A 17,031-nucleotide genomic window follows, 5' to 3' on the forward strand; every position below is an offset into this window, starting at 1 on the left:
TCCTTGGCCAGCTCATACTGGTAGGCCAGCTCCACCAGCGCCTCGGTGAAGCCGGGGTCCAGCTCCACGGCCCGCTGCAGGCTGGTGATGGCCGCCTTGCGCATGCCGAGGCTCGCCTGGACGCGGCCCATGGTGTAGAGCGCGTCCGGGCTGCGCTTTTCGGGCGGAATCTTCTTGAGCAGGTCCAGGGCCTGGGTATTGCGGTCCGCGTCCATGAGCATCTGGGCGAGCCGCTCGGTGGCCTCCACGTCGTCGCCGTGGCGCGAGAGGTAGTCGTCCATGACCGCGATGGCCGCGTCGGTCTTGTTGTCCATGGCGTAGGAGTTGGCCAGGTAGACGGTCAGCATCCGGTCGTCCGGGAACTTGGCCAGCCCTTCGCGCAGGGTCTCCCTGGCCACGGCGGTCCCGGCCGGGTCGTTCCAGTGCAGCCCGGCCTTTTCCAGGTAGAGCTGGGGCGAGGGATCGGCCTTGAGCAGCTTGTCCAGCGCGCCCTCGGCCCGTGCGGTGATCTCGGCCACCTCACGCGGGGTCAGGGGGCTGTCCTTGCCCAGGGAGGCGTGGCGCTGCAAGCGCTGGAGCTGGTCCTGGTAGAGCAGGTAGTCGTAATTGAGCTCCGCCTCCGGGGAGATCGCCTGGGGCGCGGGCCCGGCGGGCCGGGGCTGCCGGGCGGAGCAGGCCGCCAGGGAGAGCAGCAGGGAGAGCAGCAGGGCCGCGCTGAGAGCGGAAAAATACGGTCGGCGGAGGATGGTCATCATTCGTGCTCCAATACCCAGTCCTTTGAAAAGTCCTTGATTTTGTCGGCCATGTGGTCGCGAATCTTGGCCAGCAGCCGGGCCTCGATCTGGCGGACGCGCTCGCGGGTCACGCCGAAGGATTCTCCGATCTCGCGCAGGGTCACCGGGTCGTCGGAGAGCAGCCGCTGGTCCAGGATGATCTGTTCCTTGTCGGTCAGCGTCGGTCGAATCTCCTTCAGGTTCTCCATCAGCATTTCCATGATCTGGCCGGAGGCGATCTTCTCCTCCACGCCCGGGCCCAGGGCGGGCAGGAAGTCCATGCGCGTGGAGTCCGAGTCGTCGCCCAGCGGGGTGTCGAGCGACATGTCGTTGCGCGACAGCCGCTGGTCCATCTCCTCGATGTCCTGCGTGCTGACGCCGAGGCGCTCGCTCAGGACCTCGGTGGTGGGGTCGAAGCCCATGGCCTGGAGGCGCTGGCGCTCCTTGTTCAGGTTGTAGAAGAGCTTCCGCTGGGTCTGGGTGGTGCCCACCTTGACCATGCGCCAGTTGTCCATGATGTACTTGAGGATGTACGCCTTGACCCAGAAGGCGGCGTAGTAGGAGAACTTGATGCCCTTCTCGGGGTCGAACTTGGTCACGGCCTTGAGCAGGCCGACGTTGCCCTCCTGGATCAGGTCCAGGGCGTTCTGCATCCAGCGGCGCTGGAAGTCCATGGCGATCTTGACCACCAGGCGCAGGTGGGCGGAGACGAGCTTGAAGGCCGCGTCCTGGTCGTTCTCCTCCTGGACGCGCTTGGCCAGGGCGTACTCCTCCTCGGGCTTGAGCAGGGGGAAGCGCGCGATCTCGCGCAGGTAGAGCTGGAGCGGGTCGCGCAGCCGGACCTCGCGCGAGGTGGGCTTGAACTCGGCGGGCAGCCGTTCGTCGTCGTCCAACTCGGCGGGCGGGTTCACAGGCACGGCCGAGTAGTCGTCGCCCGCGTCGAGGCCGTCGGCGTCGAGGTCGTCGGCGTCAAGCTCGTCGGCGTCGAGGTCGTCCTTGTCGGGGCCGTCGAGATCCTCGGGGTCGAGAACTTCCGGCGTGAGGGTGTTGTCGCTATCTGAAGAGGTCATGTCGCTTACGTGTCGGGGTCCTTACCCCGATCAATGCTTATATACACAAGGCAAAGGGTGAAGCCTATAGTTTTTGTTTGTCCTTTTCAATGTTTTTCGGTACCCCCGACAAGCGGCGAAGCCGCATGGCGGGCCGGTTTCCCGGCGGTGACAAGGATGTGAAAATCCCTTGCCTTTTCCGGGGACGACCGCTATATTGAAATATCTTGATATATGAATGCAAGGCCTCGGGCCGAGGCTGCGCCGACGCGCGGGGCCCGGACCCGGCCGCTGGAGGATGACCGTGCCCGATTTCAGAGCCATACTGCGTGACAACCGGATTTACTTTTTCGACGGCGGCTACGGCACGCTGCTGCAAAGCCGCGGCCTGCCCGCCGGGCTGTCGCCCGAGTTGTGGGGCATGAAGGAGCCCGACGTCATCCGGGGCGTGCATCGCGACTACCTGGAAGCGGGCGCGAACGTCCTGACCACCAACACCTTCGGCGGATCGAGGCCCAAGCTCGGGCTGGACGCCGACGCCTACGAACTGAACCGGTTCATGACCCGCCTCGCCCGCGAGGTGGCCGGGGACCGGGCCTTCGTGGCCGCGTCCATCGGGCCCACCGGCCATTTCGTCGAGCCCCTGGGCGACCTGACCTTCCGCGACCTGGTGGAGATCTACAAGGAGCAGGTCCGGGGCTGCGTGGACGGCGGCGCGGACCTGATCATGGGCGAGACCCATTTCGACCTGGCCGAGGCCAAGGCCCTGGTCGTGGCCGCGCGCCTGGTCTGCAACCTGCCGGTGGCCATGTCCATGACCTTCGAGGGCGCGGCATCTCTGACCGGCACCTCGCCCCTGACCTTCGTTGACACCATGCAGAATCTGGGCGTGGAGCTCATCGGCACCAACTGCTCGGCCGGGCCGGAGCAGATGCAGGAGACCCTGCGCGCCTGGGCCCCCCGGCTGGAGACCCCCGTCCTGGCCCAGGCCAACGCGGGTTTGCCGGAGCTGAACGCCGAGGGCAAGACGGTGTTCCGCCTCGCGCCCGAGCCCTTCGCCGAGCACGCGGCCAAATTCGTGGGCCTGGGAGCCAAGTTCGTGGGCGGCTGCTGCGGCACCACGCCCGACCACATCCGCGCCCTGCGCGCCAAGGTGGGCGACGCGGCCTGGCAAAAGCCCGAGAAGGCCGACGACGCCCGGCTGGTCCTGACCTCCCGCGCCCTGTCCGTGCCCGTGGGCTTCAGCCACCCCGGCCGGATCATCGGCGAGCGCATCAACCCCACGGGCAAGAAGCAGCTCACGGCCGAGCTTCAGGACGGCGTGTTCACCGAGGCCCTGCGCTTCGCCTCGGAGCAGCTCGACCTGGGCGCGCCCATCCTGGACGTCAACGTCGGCGCTCCCCTGGTGGACGAGACCGCGCTGCTGCCCGAGCTGGTCAAGACCCTGGTCGGCCGCTTCACGGCCCCGCTCTCCCTGGACTCCAACGACGCCAAGGCCGTGGAGGCCGGGCTGTGGGTCTACCCCGGCTCGCCCCTGGTCAACTCCATCTCCGGCGAGCCGGGCAAGATGGAGGAGCTGGGCCCGCTGTGCAAGCTCTTCGGCGCGCCCTTCATCCTGCTGCCCATCGTGGGGAAGAAGCTGCCCGTCACCGCCAAGGAGCGCATCGAGGTCATCGAGGGGCTGCTCCGCCGCGCCCGCGACCTGGGCATCCCGGACCGGCTCATCCTGGTGGACGCCCTGGCCCTGACCGTTTCCTCCAAGCCCGAGGCCGCGCGCCACGCCCTGGAGGTCATCCGCCACTGCCGCGAGGAGTGGAACCTGCCCTGCACCATCGGGCTGTCCAACATCTCCTTCGGCCTGCCCGCGCGCGAGCTGCTCAACTCCAATTTCCTGGCCCTGGCCATGGGCGCGGGCCTCGCCACCTTCATCGCCAACCCCAACTCCGCCCGGCTCCAGGAGACCCTGCACTCGGTGGAGGTCCTGCTGAACCGCGACCCCCAGGCCGAGCGCTACATCGCCAGGTTCACCGGCTGGACCGGCGGCGCTCCCCAGGCCGCGTCCGCCCCCTCGGCCGCCGCGCCCGGCGCGGCCGACCTGCCGCCCGTGCAGGCCGCCGTCATCAAGGGCGCCAGGGACGCCATCGTCGCCCTGGTCGAGGCCGAGCTCGACGCGGGCAAACCGGCCATGGCCATCGTCAACGACCTGCTCATCCCCGGCATCCTGGCCGTGGGCGAGAAGTACGAGCGCAAGGAATACTTCCTGCCCCAACTGCTCCAGTCCGCCGAGACCATGCAGACCGCATTCGCCCGCCTCAAGCCCCTGCTGGAGGAGGACGGGGCCGCCGGGCGCAAGCCCGTGGTCGTCATGGCCACGGTGGAGGGCGACATCCACGACATCGGCAAGAACATCGTCTGCCTGATGCTCAAGAACTACGGCTTCGAGGTGGTGGACCTGGGCAAGGACGTGCCCGCCGCCGCCATTGTGGACGCCGCCGCCGAGCACGGGGCCTCCATCATCGGCCTGTCCGCGCTCATGACCACGACCATGGTCCGCATGGAGGACACGGTGAAGCTGGTCAGGGAACGCGGCCTGGACTCCAAGGTCATTATCGGCGGGGCCGTGGTCACCGAGAAGTTCTGCAAGGCCATCGGCGCGGACGGCTGGTCCACCGACGCCATGGCCGCGGTCAAGCTGGCCCGGAACCTGGTGCAGTAACCCCCTCCGCAGGGCTTGCCCCTGGGCGGAATATTTCGTATTCTATAGATGCGGCCCCGGTCGACCGGGGCCGCCATACCTTGTGAGGCAAGCCATGGAAAACGGCGGCGCGGCGCGTAAAATCATCTTCGGTCTTATCCTGGCGGTCGGCTTTGTGGCCGGGTGCTGGGTGCTGGGCGACTCTCTCATCACCTTCCGGGCCATGGACCGCTACGTCACGGTCAAGGGACTGGCCGAGCGCGAGGTCCCGGCGGACCTGGCCATGTGGCCCGTGTCCTACAGCGTGACCGCCAACACCCTCATCGACATGGACTCGGCCATCAAGCGCGACCGGGCCCAGATCATGGCCTACCTCAAGGAGCAGGGGCTGGGCGACGCCGAAGTCATCGACGCCACCCCGCGCATCCAGGACATGTGGTCCATAAACCCGGACCGCCGCCCCGGATTCCGCTACCAGGCCAACGCGGTGCTCACCGTGCGTTCGAGCGACATCGCCAAGGTCAAGAAGGCCATCGCGGCCTCGGGGAACCTCGTGGCCAGGGGCGTGCTGCTGGTGCAGAACTACGAATTCCGGCCGACCTTCGCCTTCACCGGGCTCAACTCCATCAAGCCGGAGATGATCGCCGAGGCCACGCGCAACGCGCGCGATGCGGCCCGGCAGTTCGCTGCCGATTCCGGCTCGCGCGTCGGGGCCATCCGCCGCGCCACCCAAGGGTATTTCAGCCTGCAGGACCGCGACCAGCTCACCCCGGAGATCAAGAGCGTGCGCGTGGTCACTACCGTGGATTATCTGTTGGAGGACTAGCCGGTTCGGAGGGTGATCCTTCACCCGGGAAGTGAAGCGCGGCGAGTCGGATAACGCGCCGCCCCGGCTGGAAAAGGCCGGCGGCAACCACAACAAAAAAAGGCGCGGACGTCACCCGGACGTCCGCGCCTTTCCTGTTGTCGTGCGTGCGGCTAGAGCTTTTCGGCGCGCTTTTCGCGCAGCCAGTTGTACCAGCTCTCCAGGTTCTCGCCGGTGCGGGCCGAAACAGGGAACACCTTGATGTCCTTGTTCAGCTTGGTGGCGTGGCCCTTGGCCTTTTCCATGTCGAAGTCCACATAGGGGAGCAGGTCCACCTTGTTCAGCAGCATAACGGCCGAAATGTGGAACATGAGGGGGTATTTTTCGGGCTTGTCGTCGCCCTCGGCCACGGAGAGCAGGGTGACCTTGTAGTCCTCCCCCACGTCGAACTCGGCCGGGCAGACCAGGTTGCCCACGTTTTCCACGAAAAGGATGTCCAGCCCGTCGAGCTCCAGGGCCTTGATGGCGTCCAGGACCATGCCGGAATCGAGGTGGCAGCCGCCCTCGGTGTTGATCTGGACGGCCTGGGCCCCGGTGGCGGCCACGCGCTGGGCGTCGTTGTCGGTCTGGAGGTCGCCCTCGATGACGGCCATCTTGAATTCGTCGCGCAGGTCGGAGAGGGTGCGCTCGAGCAGGGTGGTCTTGCCCGCGCCGGGGGAGCTCATCAGGTTGAGGCACAGGATCTTGCGCACCCTGAATTTGTTCCTGAGTTCCTCTGCCAGCCGGTCGTTGGCTTCGAGCACGTTGCGGACGATGGTTACTTCCTGTGACATTTCCTTGATCTCCTCGGTGTTATTCCTCGTCGTCGATCTCTATGGAGTCGATGAGCATTTCCTTGCCCTGGAGCACGGTGTGGCCGAGCAGCTGGTCGCACTTGGGGCAGGGCATGCACCGGGTGTGTCCCGGGGTGAACTCCTCGCCGCAGTCGCCGCATTTGACCCGGAGCGGAACCTCGATGATTTCGAGCGCCGCGCCGTCGAACTCGCTGTCCGGGGTAAGGGCCTCCCAGGCGAATTGGAGGGACTCGGTGACGACCCCGGCCAGGGCGCCGTTCTTGATGACCACCTTTTTGAGGCGGTGGCCGTCGTACTTGACCATTTCCTCGTGCAAAATGCCGAGGATGGATTGGACGATGGACATTTCATGCATGAGGGTGTGGCTTACCCGTTTTTTCAAGGGGCGGCAAGGGGCCCGCCCGTTTGGCGACCAGCCGTTTTCGGCGGAGGGCCGTCCGTTCCGCCCCCGTCCGGCCGGGCGCTGCGAGTCCTTCGCCAGGTAAATCTGGCTACACGTTGTATACCTGATTGACAAAGTTGGTGACGACGGTTTCGAGCCGGGTGATGAAATTCGTCGGGCTGGCGAAGGCGGATCGCCCCAGTTCAATGCACTGGGATATCTCCATCCGTTCGATTTGGTCGCCGAAGTCTTTGTTGACGGTCGAGTAATCCAGCTTGCGGGCCTTTTGCTGTTGCAATTCCTTGAAGGGGACCGGTGAGGTCTTCTTGCGCCACCGGTAGCCGGCCGAAATCTTGAGCTCGTCCTCCATGCCGGCCCCCGCCGCCTCCATCCTGGCGATGAATGCGGAGGTTTGGCCTACCGCCTTCTGATTCATGCCGACCTCGACTTCAGTGGACAGGTGGATGCTGGAACTTAGAAAACAGACCGAGATTTGCAGTTTTTTCCGGGGCGACGATTCCAGGCTGTCCTCCAGGGAGGCGCTCTGCGGCGCCCAAAGGTCGAACTCGATGCGTTTTCTGTCCTGGAGGGCGTTTACAATACGCTCTTTGCGGTCATTGACGTCGACCTTTTCCTTTTTGGTAAGGCCTAGGTAGACCTTGAGCCGCGTCTTCAAGTAAATGTAATAGCAGAGGTCCTGCTCCTCGTGCAGCCAGGCGGTGGCGACGGCGTTGACGATATCGCTCTTGACCTTTGCGCCGATGGGCGTTTGCCGTAGTTCCTTGACGGCCGGAGCCCATTCCCGGCCCATGTTCTGGAAGTGGCCGACTTCGATCTTGGGGTCGTCCAGGTAACGGATGAATTCTTCGGTGATGTAGATTTGATCCGGGTCGAAGGCTTCATTGTTCCCCTTCTGCCGGGCGGCCTCGACCACCTGCTGCGCCTTGGTGCGAATGTAGATCCATGACCAATGGTACAGATTGACGTTGCGGTGGTTCAGCTTATCGACAATAGGCGTCTGAAACGGCGTGGCCACGATCTGGTCTGAAATGGTGATGAGGTCGACCTCGTGTGCTCGCGCCATTTCAATGTAGCGTTGGATTTGTTCGGCGTTGAGATCGGAGTTGACTTTGGCCTCGACAAAGGCGGCCCATTCGATGGTCTGGGCCTTGCCCGTGGTCAGGACGATCAGGCCATCGGGGCGGCCTTTTTCCGTTTTGCAGCCGCAGGCGTCACGATCCTCGATTTCCGTGAAAACATGCAACTGCGCGGACTTGTTGCTGACTTTCTTGGCCTTGGGGTGCAGCACCGCCAGCATGGCCTCGCGGTATGGCTTGATGGCGGCCAGGGCGGAAAGAAAAATGGAGGTGACGTTGGTTTCCTTGGTCGTTTTGGAGGTGCCTGCCGGGAAGAGACGTGCTCTTTTTTCTGACAGAAAGTCCATCTCAGAGCCGATATAATTAAGTTTTTCAGGTAGTTCGCTCAAAAGGCTGCCGACGATGGCGGTATTTGGCATGATGCCCTCCTGCGTATTGGGTTTCGCAACACTAATCAAAAAAACGATTTCAGGCAACTGGTTGTTAGAATCCAGCTAGTTGCGGGTGCATTGGCCTCTTGTCGGCGCAGGTTGACATTGCCGGTGCGGGGCGTATCGTTGCCCCACTTGTTCTCAGGGCGGGGTGCAATTCCCCACCGGCGGTGATTCCGGCGTTGGCCGGAAAGCCCGCGAGCGCTTCCCCGGGTGGGGAAGGTCAGCAGACCCGGTGCGATTCCGGGGCCGACGGTGACAGTCCGGATGGAAGAGACCAAGGCAGCTCCCCGCGCCGCGCGGTTTACCGCGTCGCGCGCGAGCCCGTGCGCGTCCAGCGCCGGGCGTTTCCTGTCTTTGCGCCCTGATTCGATCATCCTCTCATGACAAAGGAGTTGCATGATGGATCAGTCATTGCTTACCCGCTTCGGCGACGCCACCCGCAGGGTGGAGAACGGCATCGCGGCCCTCAGGGCCGGAAAAGGCATCCTGGTCACGGACGACGAGGACCGCGAGAACGAGGGCGACCTCATCTTCGCGGCCGAGACCCTGACCACGGAGCAGATGGCCATGCTCATCCGCGAATGCAGCGGCATCGTCTGCCTGTGCATGACCGACGAGAAGGTCCGCTCCCTGGGGCTGCCCATGATGGTGGACCGCAACCGCAGCCGCTACCAGACCGCCTTCACCGTCTCCATCGAGGCGGCCGAGGGCGTGACCACCGGCGTCTCGGCCGCCGACCGCCTGGCCACGGTCCGGGCCGCGTCCGCGTCCGGGGCCGTCCCGGCCGACATCGCGAGCCCCGGCCACGTCTTTCCCCTGCGCGCCAAGAGCGGCGGGGTGCTGGAGCGCGGCGGCCACACCGAGGCCACCGTGGACATGGCCCGCCTGGCCGGGTTCGAGCCCTGCGGCGTGCTCTGCGAACTGACCAACCCGGACGGCACCATGGCCCGCCTGCCCGAGATCGTGGCCTTTGCCGAGAGGCAGGGGTTCCCGGTCCTGACCGTGGAGGACATCCGCGCCTATCGGCGGCGGACCGCACAGGCGGCCGCCTGAGCCGCATGAAACGAAGAGGCCCCGCTGATGCGGGGTCTCTTTTTTGTCGGTTTTCCCAGCGCAAAGGTTCTCTTTTTTCTCTTTCCGCTTTGGAGTACGCTCACCGGAACCTCGGCTCGACCCGTGATCCGGCCGGCCCACAAACCATCGGAGAATCCCCATGCCGCTGCCCCATCCCACCTGCGCCCTGTGCCCCATCGACTGGTCCGAACGCTACTGCCGCAAGCCCGGCGGCAAGGCTCCCAAAAACTGCCCGTCCGTCCTGCAGAAGGAGGCCCTGGAGCGGGCCCGCGAGGCCACCTGCGGCGAGCACCTGGCCTTCGCCTGCGAGGCCTCGCGCCAGGAGGCGGCGGGATACGCCAACCGCGAGCAGGGCTATGCGGCGGTCCAGCCGTGCAAGCCGCGCATCCAGGAGATCATCGAGTTCGCCCGGCGCATGGGCTACAGGCGGCTCGGCCTCGCCTTCTGCGTGGGCGTGCGTTTCGAGGCCGGCAGGGTGCACGAGCTGTTCGAGTCCGCCGGATTCGAGGTGGCGTCCGTGGTCTGCAAGGCGGGCCGGGCGCCCAAGGCCGACCTGGGCATCACCCAGGCGGAGCACGTGGACGCCACCCAGGAGGTGGAGACCATGTGCAACCCGGTCTTCCAGGCCGAGGCCTGCAACGAGGCCGGGGTGGAGCTGAACGTGCTCATGGGGTTGTGCGTGGGCCACGACTCGCTCTTCATCATGCACGCCAAGGCCCCGGTCACGGTCCTGGCGGTCAAGGACCGCGTCCTGGGCCACAACCCCATGGCGGCGGTGTACCAGTTGGACACGTATTACAGGTATTTGAAGAACATCTGAGCGCCGCGCCGGAGCGTGGACCATGCGGAAAGAGGGCGGCGGGACAAGCCGTTTCCGCTTGGCGACGGAGAGGCCGTATGAAGATTGAAATGGGCGAATCGCTGGTGCGGACCTGGGCCAGGCATTGCCGGGAGTGCCAACTGGCGGAGTTGAACTGGAAGCCGTCCCCCCTGTGGACCGGAGCCGTTACGGACGAGCATCGGGAGTGGTTCCGGGCCGCGCGGGCGGAGTTCCCGGCAGTGGTGTTCAAAAAGAACGCGGGCATCTCGCAGTTTCTGGGCCAGGCCGAGATCGACGTGCTGGGCGTGCATTTCGAGCAGGGCCGGGCCGGGTGGATTCTCGCGGCGGACATCGCCTTTCATTCCGAAGGACTGCGGTACGGGTCCACGGACGAGACCTCGGCCCGGATCATCAAGAAGCTGTTTCGGAGCGCCCTGGTCATCGACAGGTATTTCCCGCAGGCCGCTGCGGAAATCTGTTTCCTGTCCCCAAGGGTCAACCCCGGCGTCGTGCCCGGCGTTGTCGGGGCCGTACAGACGGTGCAGGCGTTTTTTGGCGAAAGACGGGAGCGGTTCCGGTTCCGTGCGGTGATCAATGACGAATTCGGCAGCGAGGTCGTCGACCGGGTGGCGTCGCTGCAGAAGCAGGTGGCCGATACCAGCGAACTGTTCCTGCGGGCCGCGCAGTTGATCGGGTTGTGCAGGCGGTAGGGCCGCGTCCGACGCCGCGTTCCTACCCCGCCCGGCAGTCCGGCTGCCGGTCCCCGATGTGAGTAAAGACCACCTGCCAGAGCTGGATGTCGCGGGCGCGGAAGGCCCCGGTCACGGTCCTGGCGATCAAGGACCGCGTCTAGGGGTACAACCGCCATGGCGGCCGTGTACCACTGGACACGTATTGTCGGTAATTGAAGAATATCTGAGCGGGCAAGAAAAGTCAGTGTTGTTATACTAATGGCTGAGTGTGACTTGTGAGGAAAACATCTAATCAGTTTTAGCTAAGCGTAGACTAGCTTTTCAATTCCTCGTAATAATTGATTGAAACTAGTGGATTCGTTTTTAGTAAGACTTAGGTGTGGACCTATTAGTCTTGATCCGGCTAGCTTTTGATATGCCTTATTTGTAATGTTGTAGAGCTCCTCAGCAGGGTTGTGCAGTGTGTCGGGGGTGCGAAATTTCTTTTTGCTCTGGAGCTTTGCTAAACCCCGTATTTCTAAGCCTGTCTCGACTGCCTGTAGGTCGCCTAAATAGAAGCTTTCAAGTTCCCTGCAAGCAATTCGCACAATAGCGTCGTTGCGTCCAGCTGACAAACATAATAATGCGAGATTTTTCTTGATGGTTCTGCAGTCGCCAGCGTCTTGATCTCTCATTATTATGAAATGGCAATTAGGGGTTCTCCACCCTTGCAGACGTTTCACAAGATGCTTTTCAAGGTCTTGTTTTCCTTGAAATATATGATATTGAACTGAGATTTCATTTGGCAATATGCGCGGGAGTATGCCTTGAAGCATCTCTTTGGCAGATGGTTCTTCAAGAAAAAAGACGAGAGTGCTCATTGGGGGTCTGCTCCCTCAAAAAAGCCTTGTTCCCATAAATACCCCATTTGATCTCCTGCCTCCATGTAGGCCGAGAGTTGCGGGTCGCTCATCGCACGCTTAACCTGGGAATAACCTTCATTTTTGACCAACCAAAAAACCTCATCTAATTTTGCTGCGTTGAGAAAATCTGGGGAATGGGTTGAGACAAAAACCTGTCCTCCGCGATCCGCGTAAGCTCGGAACTCTTCTGCGAGTTCCCACAACAATTTAGGATATAGCTGGTTTTCCGGTTCTTCGACGCATAATAGCGGATGCGGTTCGGGATCATAGAGAAGCGTGAGATATGCGAGCATCTTTATGGTCCCATCAGAGACGTATCGTGCCAGAAAAGGGTCTTCAAAGGAGCCGTCTTGGAATTTTAAAAGTATTCGCCCTTCTTCTGTCGTTTTTGATTCAACATTCGTTACTCCTTGGACTCGCATTTTTAATAAGGATATTATTTTATCAAAAACTTCACGTTTGTTCTTGTACAAATATTCAATCACTAGCGAAAGGTTTTCGCCTTCACGTGAAAGATGTTCAGCATATCCGGCTTCTTGCTCTGGTCTTGCCTTACTTATATGGAAGTCTGAGACATGCCAATTCTCAATAAGGTTGCCTAAGGCCATTACTGCAGGAAATCGTTCGAATTGAGCAAGTCCCTTTATCGCCAGTATATCCGAAGATTTGAGGTTCTGCTGTTCTCTCTTCAACTGACCAACGTCAGTTGTTGAATCAAGTTCATTGGTGACCGCTGTCCCCTTTCCCATTGTAAAGTCGAGGAAGTTCCATGGCTTTCCACTACTTCCTCTTCTGTATTTTAATATCTCCCTTTCAACTACGGCTTTTCCATCCTTTTCATTGATTTGTAAAAAATATGTTGTAAGTGGAGTCTCTTTCCCGGTGCGGAATTTTAGCTCAATTTCAATCGGTCCAACACTATTTCTGCTTCTTACTTCTTTGAATCCACGGCTTCCGCCAAGCTTGGTAAGCGCGGTGTTGACATTGCTTGCCATGGCATCACGCAAAAATCCAAATATTTGGAAAATTGTTGACTTGCCTGTGCCATTAGCTCCCACAATTATGCATAAACTTGGCAAATCAAAGAGGACAGCTTCTTTGAATGACTTGAAGTTTCGCAGCCGAATAGATTCAATCTTCATGATTTGCTCCAGTGAATTTGTGGGGATTGCCTCACAAAACTTCATATTTACTTAAGCTGAGAGGAATATTCCAATAGTTTGATCATATTATCAGCCCAACTCTTTAACTGCAAGGTCGATAGGGCGTTGTCGCTCTCTAGGGGGAGATATACGCTGTTTGGATTGCGCTTCTCCTCGTTCCTTATCAGTTTTGCGGACAGTGTAGCCCGCTATGGCTTTGGTGTGGCTTGAGCTCGATTTGTCGGCTCGCGCTGATATGCTACCCCGCCCGGCAGTCCGGCTGCCGGTCCCCGATGTGAGTAAAGACCACCTGCCAGAGCTGGATGTCGCGGGCGCGGAAGGCCCCGGCGCAGGACTGGAGGTAGTACTCCCACATCCGGCGGAAGGGCTCGCCGTACTTGTCCCGCAGCCCCGGCCACGACTCGCGGAAGTTGCGCAGCCAGCTCATCAGCGTGCGGTCGTAGTCCGGGCCGAAGTTGTGCCAGTCCTCCATGACGAAGAAGGGCTCCGAGGCCCGGGCGATCTGGGCCGCGCTGGGCAGGTTGCCGTTGGGAAACACGTACTTCTCGATCCAGGGGTCGATCTCCGGGCTGGTCGCGTTGGCCCCGATGGTGTGCAGCAGGAAGACGCCGCCGGGCCGGAGGCAGCGGGCCGCCGCGTCCATGTAGGCCGCGTAGTTCTTGGGTCCCACGTGCTCGAACATGCCCACCGATACGATCTTGTCGAAGGGCTCGTCCAGCGTCCGGTAGTCCTGCTCGCGAATCTCCACGGGCAGCCCGGCGCAGAACTCGCGGGCAAAGGCGATCTGTTCGCGCGAGATGTTGACTCCCACCACCCGGCAGCCGTACTCCTCGGCCGCGAACCGGGCCAGGCCGCCCCAGCCGCAGCCGATGTCCAGCAGCCGTTCGCCGGGCTTGAGCGCCAGCTTATCGCAGATGAGCCGGAGCTTGGCCCGCTGGGCCCGGGCCAGGTCCCGCCGGACCGCCTCGCCCGGCGCTGCGTCCAGGTCGCGTTCGGCAATGTTCTTGTAATAGGCGCAACTGTACTGGAGGTAGGGGTCCAGGAAGGCCTGGAACAGGTCGTTGCCCAGGTCGTAGTGGCGGCGAGCCACGGCCTTGGAGCGCGAGGGCGTCTGGAGGTTGAAGACCAGGGCCGGGATGGCCCGGGCCGCCAGCCGCCAGGTGTTGGACACCCGCCCGGCCGCGCCGGATTTGAGCACCCGGCAGATGAACTCGTCCACATGGTCGCAGTTCCACCAGCCGCGCATGTAGCCCTCGCCCAGGGCCAGGTTTTTCCGGAGCAGGATTTCCCGGAACAGCCGTTCGTCCGTGATGCGGATGTCCCAGGGGTGGTGGCCGCCGATTTCGACATCGGCCTCGGCCAGCAAATGCGTGAGAATTCGCTTGCAAGCAGCCATGCTGATCTCTCCTTGGCAATGCGGGGCGTCCCCTCCGCGACGCCCCGGCGGTGAAATGGATGGCCCCAACGTACCAACGGGCGGCGGCCTGTTCAAGTGGCGCCGGAAAAATCTATGCATTGAGCGCCGCGACCCGCCGCGCGGCCGATGATGGACAACCCCCCCCAAATCCTTTAATGACTTCTCCACACGCCCGGAGAGCGGGGACTTCGCCCGTGCCCGGTGAATACAAGTCGTTCCGACGGAAAGTATGAGCAAGATCGATAAAATACGAAATTTCAGCATCATCGCCCACATCGACCACGGCAAGTCGACGCTGGCCGACCGCATCCTCGAACTGACCGGCCTGGTCGGCGAGCGGGAGAAAAAGGAACAGTACCTGGACAAGATGGAGCTGGAGCGCGAGCGCGGCATCACCATCAAGGCCCAGACCGTCCGTATTCCGTACACCTCGGAAGACGGCGAGAAGTACATCCTGAACCTCATCGACACGCCCGGCCACGTGGACTTTTCCTACGAGGTCTCGCGCTCCCTGGCCGCCTGCGAGGGCGCGCTCCTGGTGGTTGACGCCACCCAGGGCGTGGAGGCCCAGACCCTGGCCAACGTCTACCTCGCCCTGGACCACGACCTGGAGGTCATCCCGGTCCTGAACAAGATCGACCTGCCCAGCGCCCAGCCCGAGGTCATCGCCCGCGAGATCGAGGACGTCATCGGCCTCGACTGCTCGAACCCCCTGGCCGTATCGGCCAAGACCGGGCTTAACGTGGACCAGGTCATCGAGGCCGTTGTCCACCTGCTGCCGGCGCCCAAGGGCGACCCGGCCGCGCCGCTCAAGGCGCTGATCTTCGATTCCTGGTACGACTCCTACCAGGGCGTTGTCGTGCTCTTCCGCATCTTCGAGGGCACGCTCAGGATGCGCGACGACATCCGGATATTCTCCACCGGCAAGGTCTTCGACGTCACCCGGCTCGGCGCGTTCATGCCCGAGGCCGTGGACATCAAGGAGATGGGGCCGGGCGAGGTCGGGTTCCTTTGCGCCTCCATGAAGGAGCTGGGCGACGCCCCGGTGGGCGACACCATCACCCTGGCCGAGAACCCCACGGACACGCCTTACCCCGGCTTCAAGCCGGTCAAGCCCATGGTCTTCTCCGGGCTCTACCCGGTGGAGCCGAGCGAATACGAGACCCTCAAGCAGGCGCTGGAAAAGCTCCAGCTCAACGACGCGGCCTTCAGCTACGAGCCCGAGACCTCCCAGGCCCTCGGGTTCGGCTTCCGCTGCGGCTTCCTCGGCCTGCTGCACATCGAGATCATCCAGGAGCGGCTGGAGCGCGAGTTCGAGGCCCGGCTCATCACCACGGCCCCCTCGGTCATCTACGAGGTGGAGACCGTCACCGGCGAGGAGCTGCGCATCGACAACCCGTCCAAGCTCCCGGACCCGACGCGGATCAAGCTCATCCGCGAGCCCTTCGTCCGCATGGAGGTCCACGTGCCGAGCGAGTACGTGGGCGCGGTGCTGGCCCTTTGCGAGGAGAAGCGGGGCCTCCAGAAGGACATGAAGTTCGTCACCTCCACCCGCGTCATCATCACCTACGAGATGCCGTTCGCCGAGGTCATGTACGACTTCTTCGACAAGCTCAAGTCCTCCACCAAGGGGTACGCGAGCCTGGACTACGAGATCATCGACTACCGCGAGGCGGACCTGGTGCGTCTCGACATCCTCATCAACGGCGACCCCGTGGACGCCTTCTCCTGCATCGTGCACCGCGAGAACTCGGCGCGCATCGGCCGTTCGCTGGCCCTCAAGCTCAAGCGGTCCATCCCGCGCCAGATGTTCGAGGTGGTCATCCAGGCCGCCATCGGCAACAAGATCATCGCCAAGGAGCGCAACGCCCCCTTCCGCAAGGACGTGACGGCCAAGTGCTACGGCGGCGACATCACCCGCAAGCGCAAGCTGCTGGAGAAACAGAAGGAAGGAAAGAAGCGCATGCGCCGCATGGGCAACGTGGAGATTCCGCAGGAGGCTTTCCTTTCCGTGCTCAAGGCTGACGAGGACTGATCACCCACATCCAAGGAATCATCGGAAAAATGACCAACAAAGCAATGAAATCGTTCCGCGACACCCTCGAAGCCATCGTTGTGGCCCTGGTGCTGGCCTTCTTTATCCGCACCTTCATCGTCCAGGCCTTCAAGATCCCGTCCGGCTCCATGCTGGAGACGCTCCAGATCGGCGACCACCTGCTGGTCTCCAAGTTCGCCTACGACGTCCGGATGCCGTCCTCCATCCTGTTCAAGGACGCCCCGAACGGCAAGAGCTACTTCTCGGTGCTCGACAGCGCGGACGGCAAGGTCCTCTACAAGACCGGCGACCCGCAGCGCGGCGACATCGTGGTCTTCAAGTTCCCGGAGGACGAGTCCAAGGACTTCATCAAGCGGGTCGTCGGCCTGCCCGGCGAGACCCTTGAGGTGCGCAACAAGGTCGTCTACATCGACGGCCAGCCCCTGGCCGAGCCCTACGTCATGCACACCAGGGCGGACACCATGCCCGTGCGCGACAATTTCGGTCCCTTCGTGGTGCCCGAGGGCCAGTACTTCATGATGGGCGACAACCGCGAGGGGTCCTACGACTCCCGCTGGTGGGGCACGGTCAAGCGCGAGAAGATCGTGGGCAAGGCCCTGGTCGTCTACTGGTCCTGGGGCGGTCCCACCGATATCCGCCTGGGCCGGATCGGCAAGGTTTTCCACCACCCGTTCGAGCAATAGCCCGCATAGGGCCGCTTCCGAGAGAGTGAACAAGGCCGCCGCCCGCAATCATGCGGGCGGCGGCCGTTTCTTTTCGTCCGGGCGCGTACCGATGCGCCGGAAGTCTCCACCTGGGGACAAGGCGGGTGCAAGAAC

General features: G+C 62.5%; 15 protein-coding genes and 1 riboswitch. Of the genes, 7 read left to right on the top strand and 8 right to left on the bottom strand.

Translation table 11 applies throughout. The features are described 5' to 3' along the window. Positions 1–755: tetratricopeptide repeat protein (locus tag PHP91_RS06050; RefSeq protein ID WP_300138364.1), on the bottom strand; the 755-nt coding region annotated here is incomplete at its 3' end. Further along, positions 752–1,843 carry an RNA polymerase factor sigma-32 gene (locus tag PHP91_RS06055; protein WP_300138367.1) on the bottom strand — a complete coding sequence of 364 codons (1,092 nt, stop codon included), beginning with the start codon at positions 1,841–1,843 and terminating at the stop codon, positions 752–754. The genes PHP91_RS06050 and PHP91_RS06055, both read right to left, overlap by 4 nt. A gap of 283 nt (positions 1,844–2,126) precedes the next feature. On the opposite strand from PHP91_RS06055, the gene PHP91_RS06060 reads away from it, so the two are divergent. After that, positions 2,127–4,538 (top strand): homocysteine S-methyltransferase family protein, encoded by a 2,412-nt coding sequence (locus PHP91_RS06060; RefSeq protein WP_300138370.1) that lies wholly within the window; start codon positions 2,127–2,129, stop codon positions 4,536–4,538. A 94-nt stretch (positions 4,539–4,632) separates the two neighbouring features. Then, complete coding sequence (locus tag PHP91_RS06065) at positions 4,633–5,343, top strand: SIMPL domain-containing protein (protein WP_300138373.1); 711 nt, start codon at positions 4,633–4,635, stop codon at positions 5,341–5,343. Between the two features lie 152 nt (positions 5,344–5,495). On the opposite strand, the gene hypB is transcribed toward PHP91_RS06065, so the two are convergent. From hypB to PHP91_RS06080, 3 genes are all read right to left on the bottom strand, one after another. Beyond that, positions 5,496–6,155 (bottom strand): hydrogenase nickel incorporation protein HypB, encoded by a 660-nt coding sequence (gene hypB / locus PHP91_RS06070; protein WP_300138376.1) that lies wholly within the window; start codon positions 6,153–6,155, stop codon positions 5,496–5,498. Positions 6,156–6,174: 19 nt separating this feature from the next. Then, positions 6,175–6,522 (bottom strand): hydrogenase maturation nickel metallochaperone HypA, encoded by a 348-nt coding sequence (locus PHP91_RS06075; RefSeq protein WP_366141541.1) that lies wholly within the window; start codon positions 6,520–6,522, stop codon positions 6,175–6,177. 145 nt (positions 6,523–6,667) lie between these two features. Beyond that, positions 6,668–8,074, bottom strand: coding sequence for a hypothetical protein (locus PHP91_RS06080; RefSeq protein WP_300138382.1), 1,407 nt, complete (start codon positions 8,072–8,074; stop codon positions 6,668–6,670). Positions 8,075–8,219: 145 nt separating this feature from the next. Next, positions 8,220–8,369: riboswitch (FMN riboswitch) on the top strand. A 119-nt stretch (positions 8,370–8,488) separates the two neighbouring features. On the opposite strand from PHP91_RS06080, the gene ribB reads away from it, so the two are divergent. The 3 genes from ribB to PHP91_RS06095 all read left to right on the top strand — a co-directional run bounded on the left by ribB (position 8,489) and on the right by PHP91_RS06095 (position 10,693). Continuing rightward, positions 8,489–9,142: a 3,4-dihydroxy-2-butanone-4-phosphate synthase gene (ribB, locus tag PHP91_RS06085; RefSeq protein WP_300138385.1), complete on the top strand. Its 654-nt coding sequence runs from the start codon at positions 8,489–8,491 to the stop codon at positions 9,140–9,142. 160 nt (positions 9,143–9,302) lie between these two features. Next, entirely contained in the window at positions 9,303–9,983 is a 681-nt protein-coding gene (locus PHP91_RS06090; RefSeq protein ID WP_300138388.1) for a DUF1847 domain-containing protein, read from the top strand. Between the two features lie 77 nt (positions 9,984–10,060). Further along, entirely contained in the window at positions 10,061–10,693 is a 633-nt protein-coding gene (locus PHP91_RS06095) for a hypothetical protein (RefSeq protein ID WP_300138391.1), read from the top strand. Positions 10,694–10,977: 284 nt separating this feature from the next. Here PHP91_RS06095 and PHP91_RS06100 read toward each other — a convergent pair whose 3' ends face one another. From PHP91_RS06100 to cfa, 3 genes are all read right to left on the bottom strand, one after another. Continuing rightward, complete coding sequence (locus PHP91_RS06100) at positions 10,978–11,535, bottom strand: DUF4276 family protein (protein WP_300138393.1); 558 nt, start codon at positions 11,533–11,535, stop codon at positions 10,978–10,980. Continuing rightward, positions 11,532–12,719 (bottom strand): AAA family ATPase, encoded by a 1,188-nt coding sequence (locus tag PHP91_RS06105; protein ID WP_300138396.1) that lies wholly within the window; start codon positions 12,717–12,719, stop codon positions 11,532–11,534. Before PHP91_RS06105 ends, PHP91_RS06100 begins: the two co-directional genes overlap by 4 nt. Before the next feature lie 259 nt (positions 12,720–12,978). Then, positions 12,979–14,136: a cyclopropane fatty acyl phospholipid synthase gene (gene cfa / locus PHP91_RS06110; protein ID WP_300138399.1), complete on the bottom strand. Its 1,158-nt coding sequence runs from the start codon at positions 14,134–14,136 to the stop codon at positions 12,979–12,981. Between the two features lie 250 nt (positions 14,137–14,386). Here cfa and lepA point away from each other — a divergent pair, with 250 nt between their 5' ends. Both lepA and lepB read left to right on the top strand, forming a co-directional pair. Further along, a complete protein-coding gene (gene lepA / locus PHP91_RS06115; RefSeq protein ID WP_300138404.1) occupies positions 14,387–16,192 on the top strand; it encodes a translation elongation factor 4 in 1,806 nt (601 codons plus the stop codon). Positions 16,193–16,221: 29 nt separating this feature from the next. Continuing rightward, positions 16,222–16,896, top strand: coding sequence for a signal peptidase I (gene lepB / locus PHP91_RS06120; protein WP_300138407.1), 675 nt, complete (start codon positions 16,222–16,224; stop codon positions 16,894–16,896). Positions 16,897–17,031 lie beyond the last annotated feature (135 nt).

The sequence above is a fragment of the Pseudodesulfovibrio sp. genome, from assembly GCF_028692895.1.
GTDB lineage: Bacteria > Desulfobacterota > Desulfovibrionia > Desulfovibrionales > Desulfovibrionaceae > Pseudodesulfovibrio.

What these genes read in the sequence shown, in the direction of transcription:
- PHP91_RS06090 (WP_300138388.1), top strand. Translation starts at nt 9,303, where the DNA reads ATGCCGCTGCCCCATCCCACCTGCGCCCTGTGCCCCATCGACTGGTCC.
- PHP91_RS06065 (WP_300138373.1), top strand. Translation starts at nt 4,633, where the DNA reads ATGGAAAACGGCGGCGCGGCGCGTAAAATCATCTTCGGTCTTATCCTG.
- PHP91_RS06055 (WP_300138367.1), bottom strand. Translation starts at nt 1,843, where the DNA reads ATGACCTCTTCAGATAGCGACAACACCCTCACGCCGGAAGTTCTCGAC.
- PHP91_RS06080 (WP_300138382.1), bottom strand. Translation starts at nt 8,074, where the DNA reads ATGCCAAATACCGCCATCGTCGGCAGCCTTTTGAGCGAACTACCTGAA.
- ribB (WP_300138385.1), top strand. Translation starts at nt 8,489, where the DNA reads ATGGATCAGTCATTGCTTACCCGCTTCGGCGACGCCACCCGCAGGGTG.
- lepA (WP_300138404.1), top strand. Translation starts at nt 14,387, where the DNA reads ATGAGCAAGATCGATAAAATACGAAATTTCAGCATCATCGCCCACATC.
- cfa (WP_300138399.1), bottom strand. Translation starts at nt 14,136, where the DNA reads ATGGCTGCTTGCAAGCGAATTCTCACGCATTTGCTGGCCGAGGCCGAT.
- lepB (WP_300138407.1), top strand. Translation starts at nt 16,222, where the DNA reads ATGACCAACAAAGCAATGAAATCGTTCCGCGACACCCTCGAAGCCATC.
- PHP91_RS06095 (WP_300138391.1), top strand. Translation starts at nt 10,061, where the DNA reads ATGAAGATTGAAATGGGCGAATCGCTGGTGCGGACCTGGGCCAGGCAT.
- PHP91_RS06075 (WP_366141541.1), bottom strand. Translation starts at nt 6,522, where the DNA reads ATGTCCATCGTCCAATCCATCCTCGGCATTTTGCACGAGGAAATGGTC.
- PHP91_RS06105 (WP_300138396.1), bottom strand. Translation starts at nt 12,719, where the DNA reads ATGAAGATTGAATCTATTCGGCTGCGAAACTTCAAGTCATTCAAAGAA.
- PHP91_RS06100 (WP_300138393.1), bottom strand. Translation starts at nt 11,535, where the DNA reads ATGAGCACTCTCGTCTTTTTTCTTGAAGAACCATCTGCCAAAGAGATG.
- hypB (WP_300138376.1), bottom strand. Translation starts at nt 6,155, where the DNA reads ATGTCACAGGAAGTAACCATCGTCCGCAACGTGCTCGAAGCCAACGAC.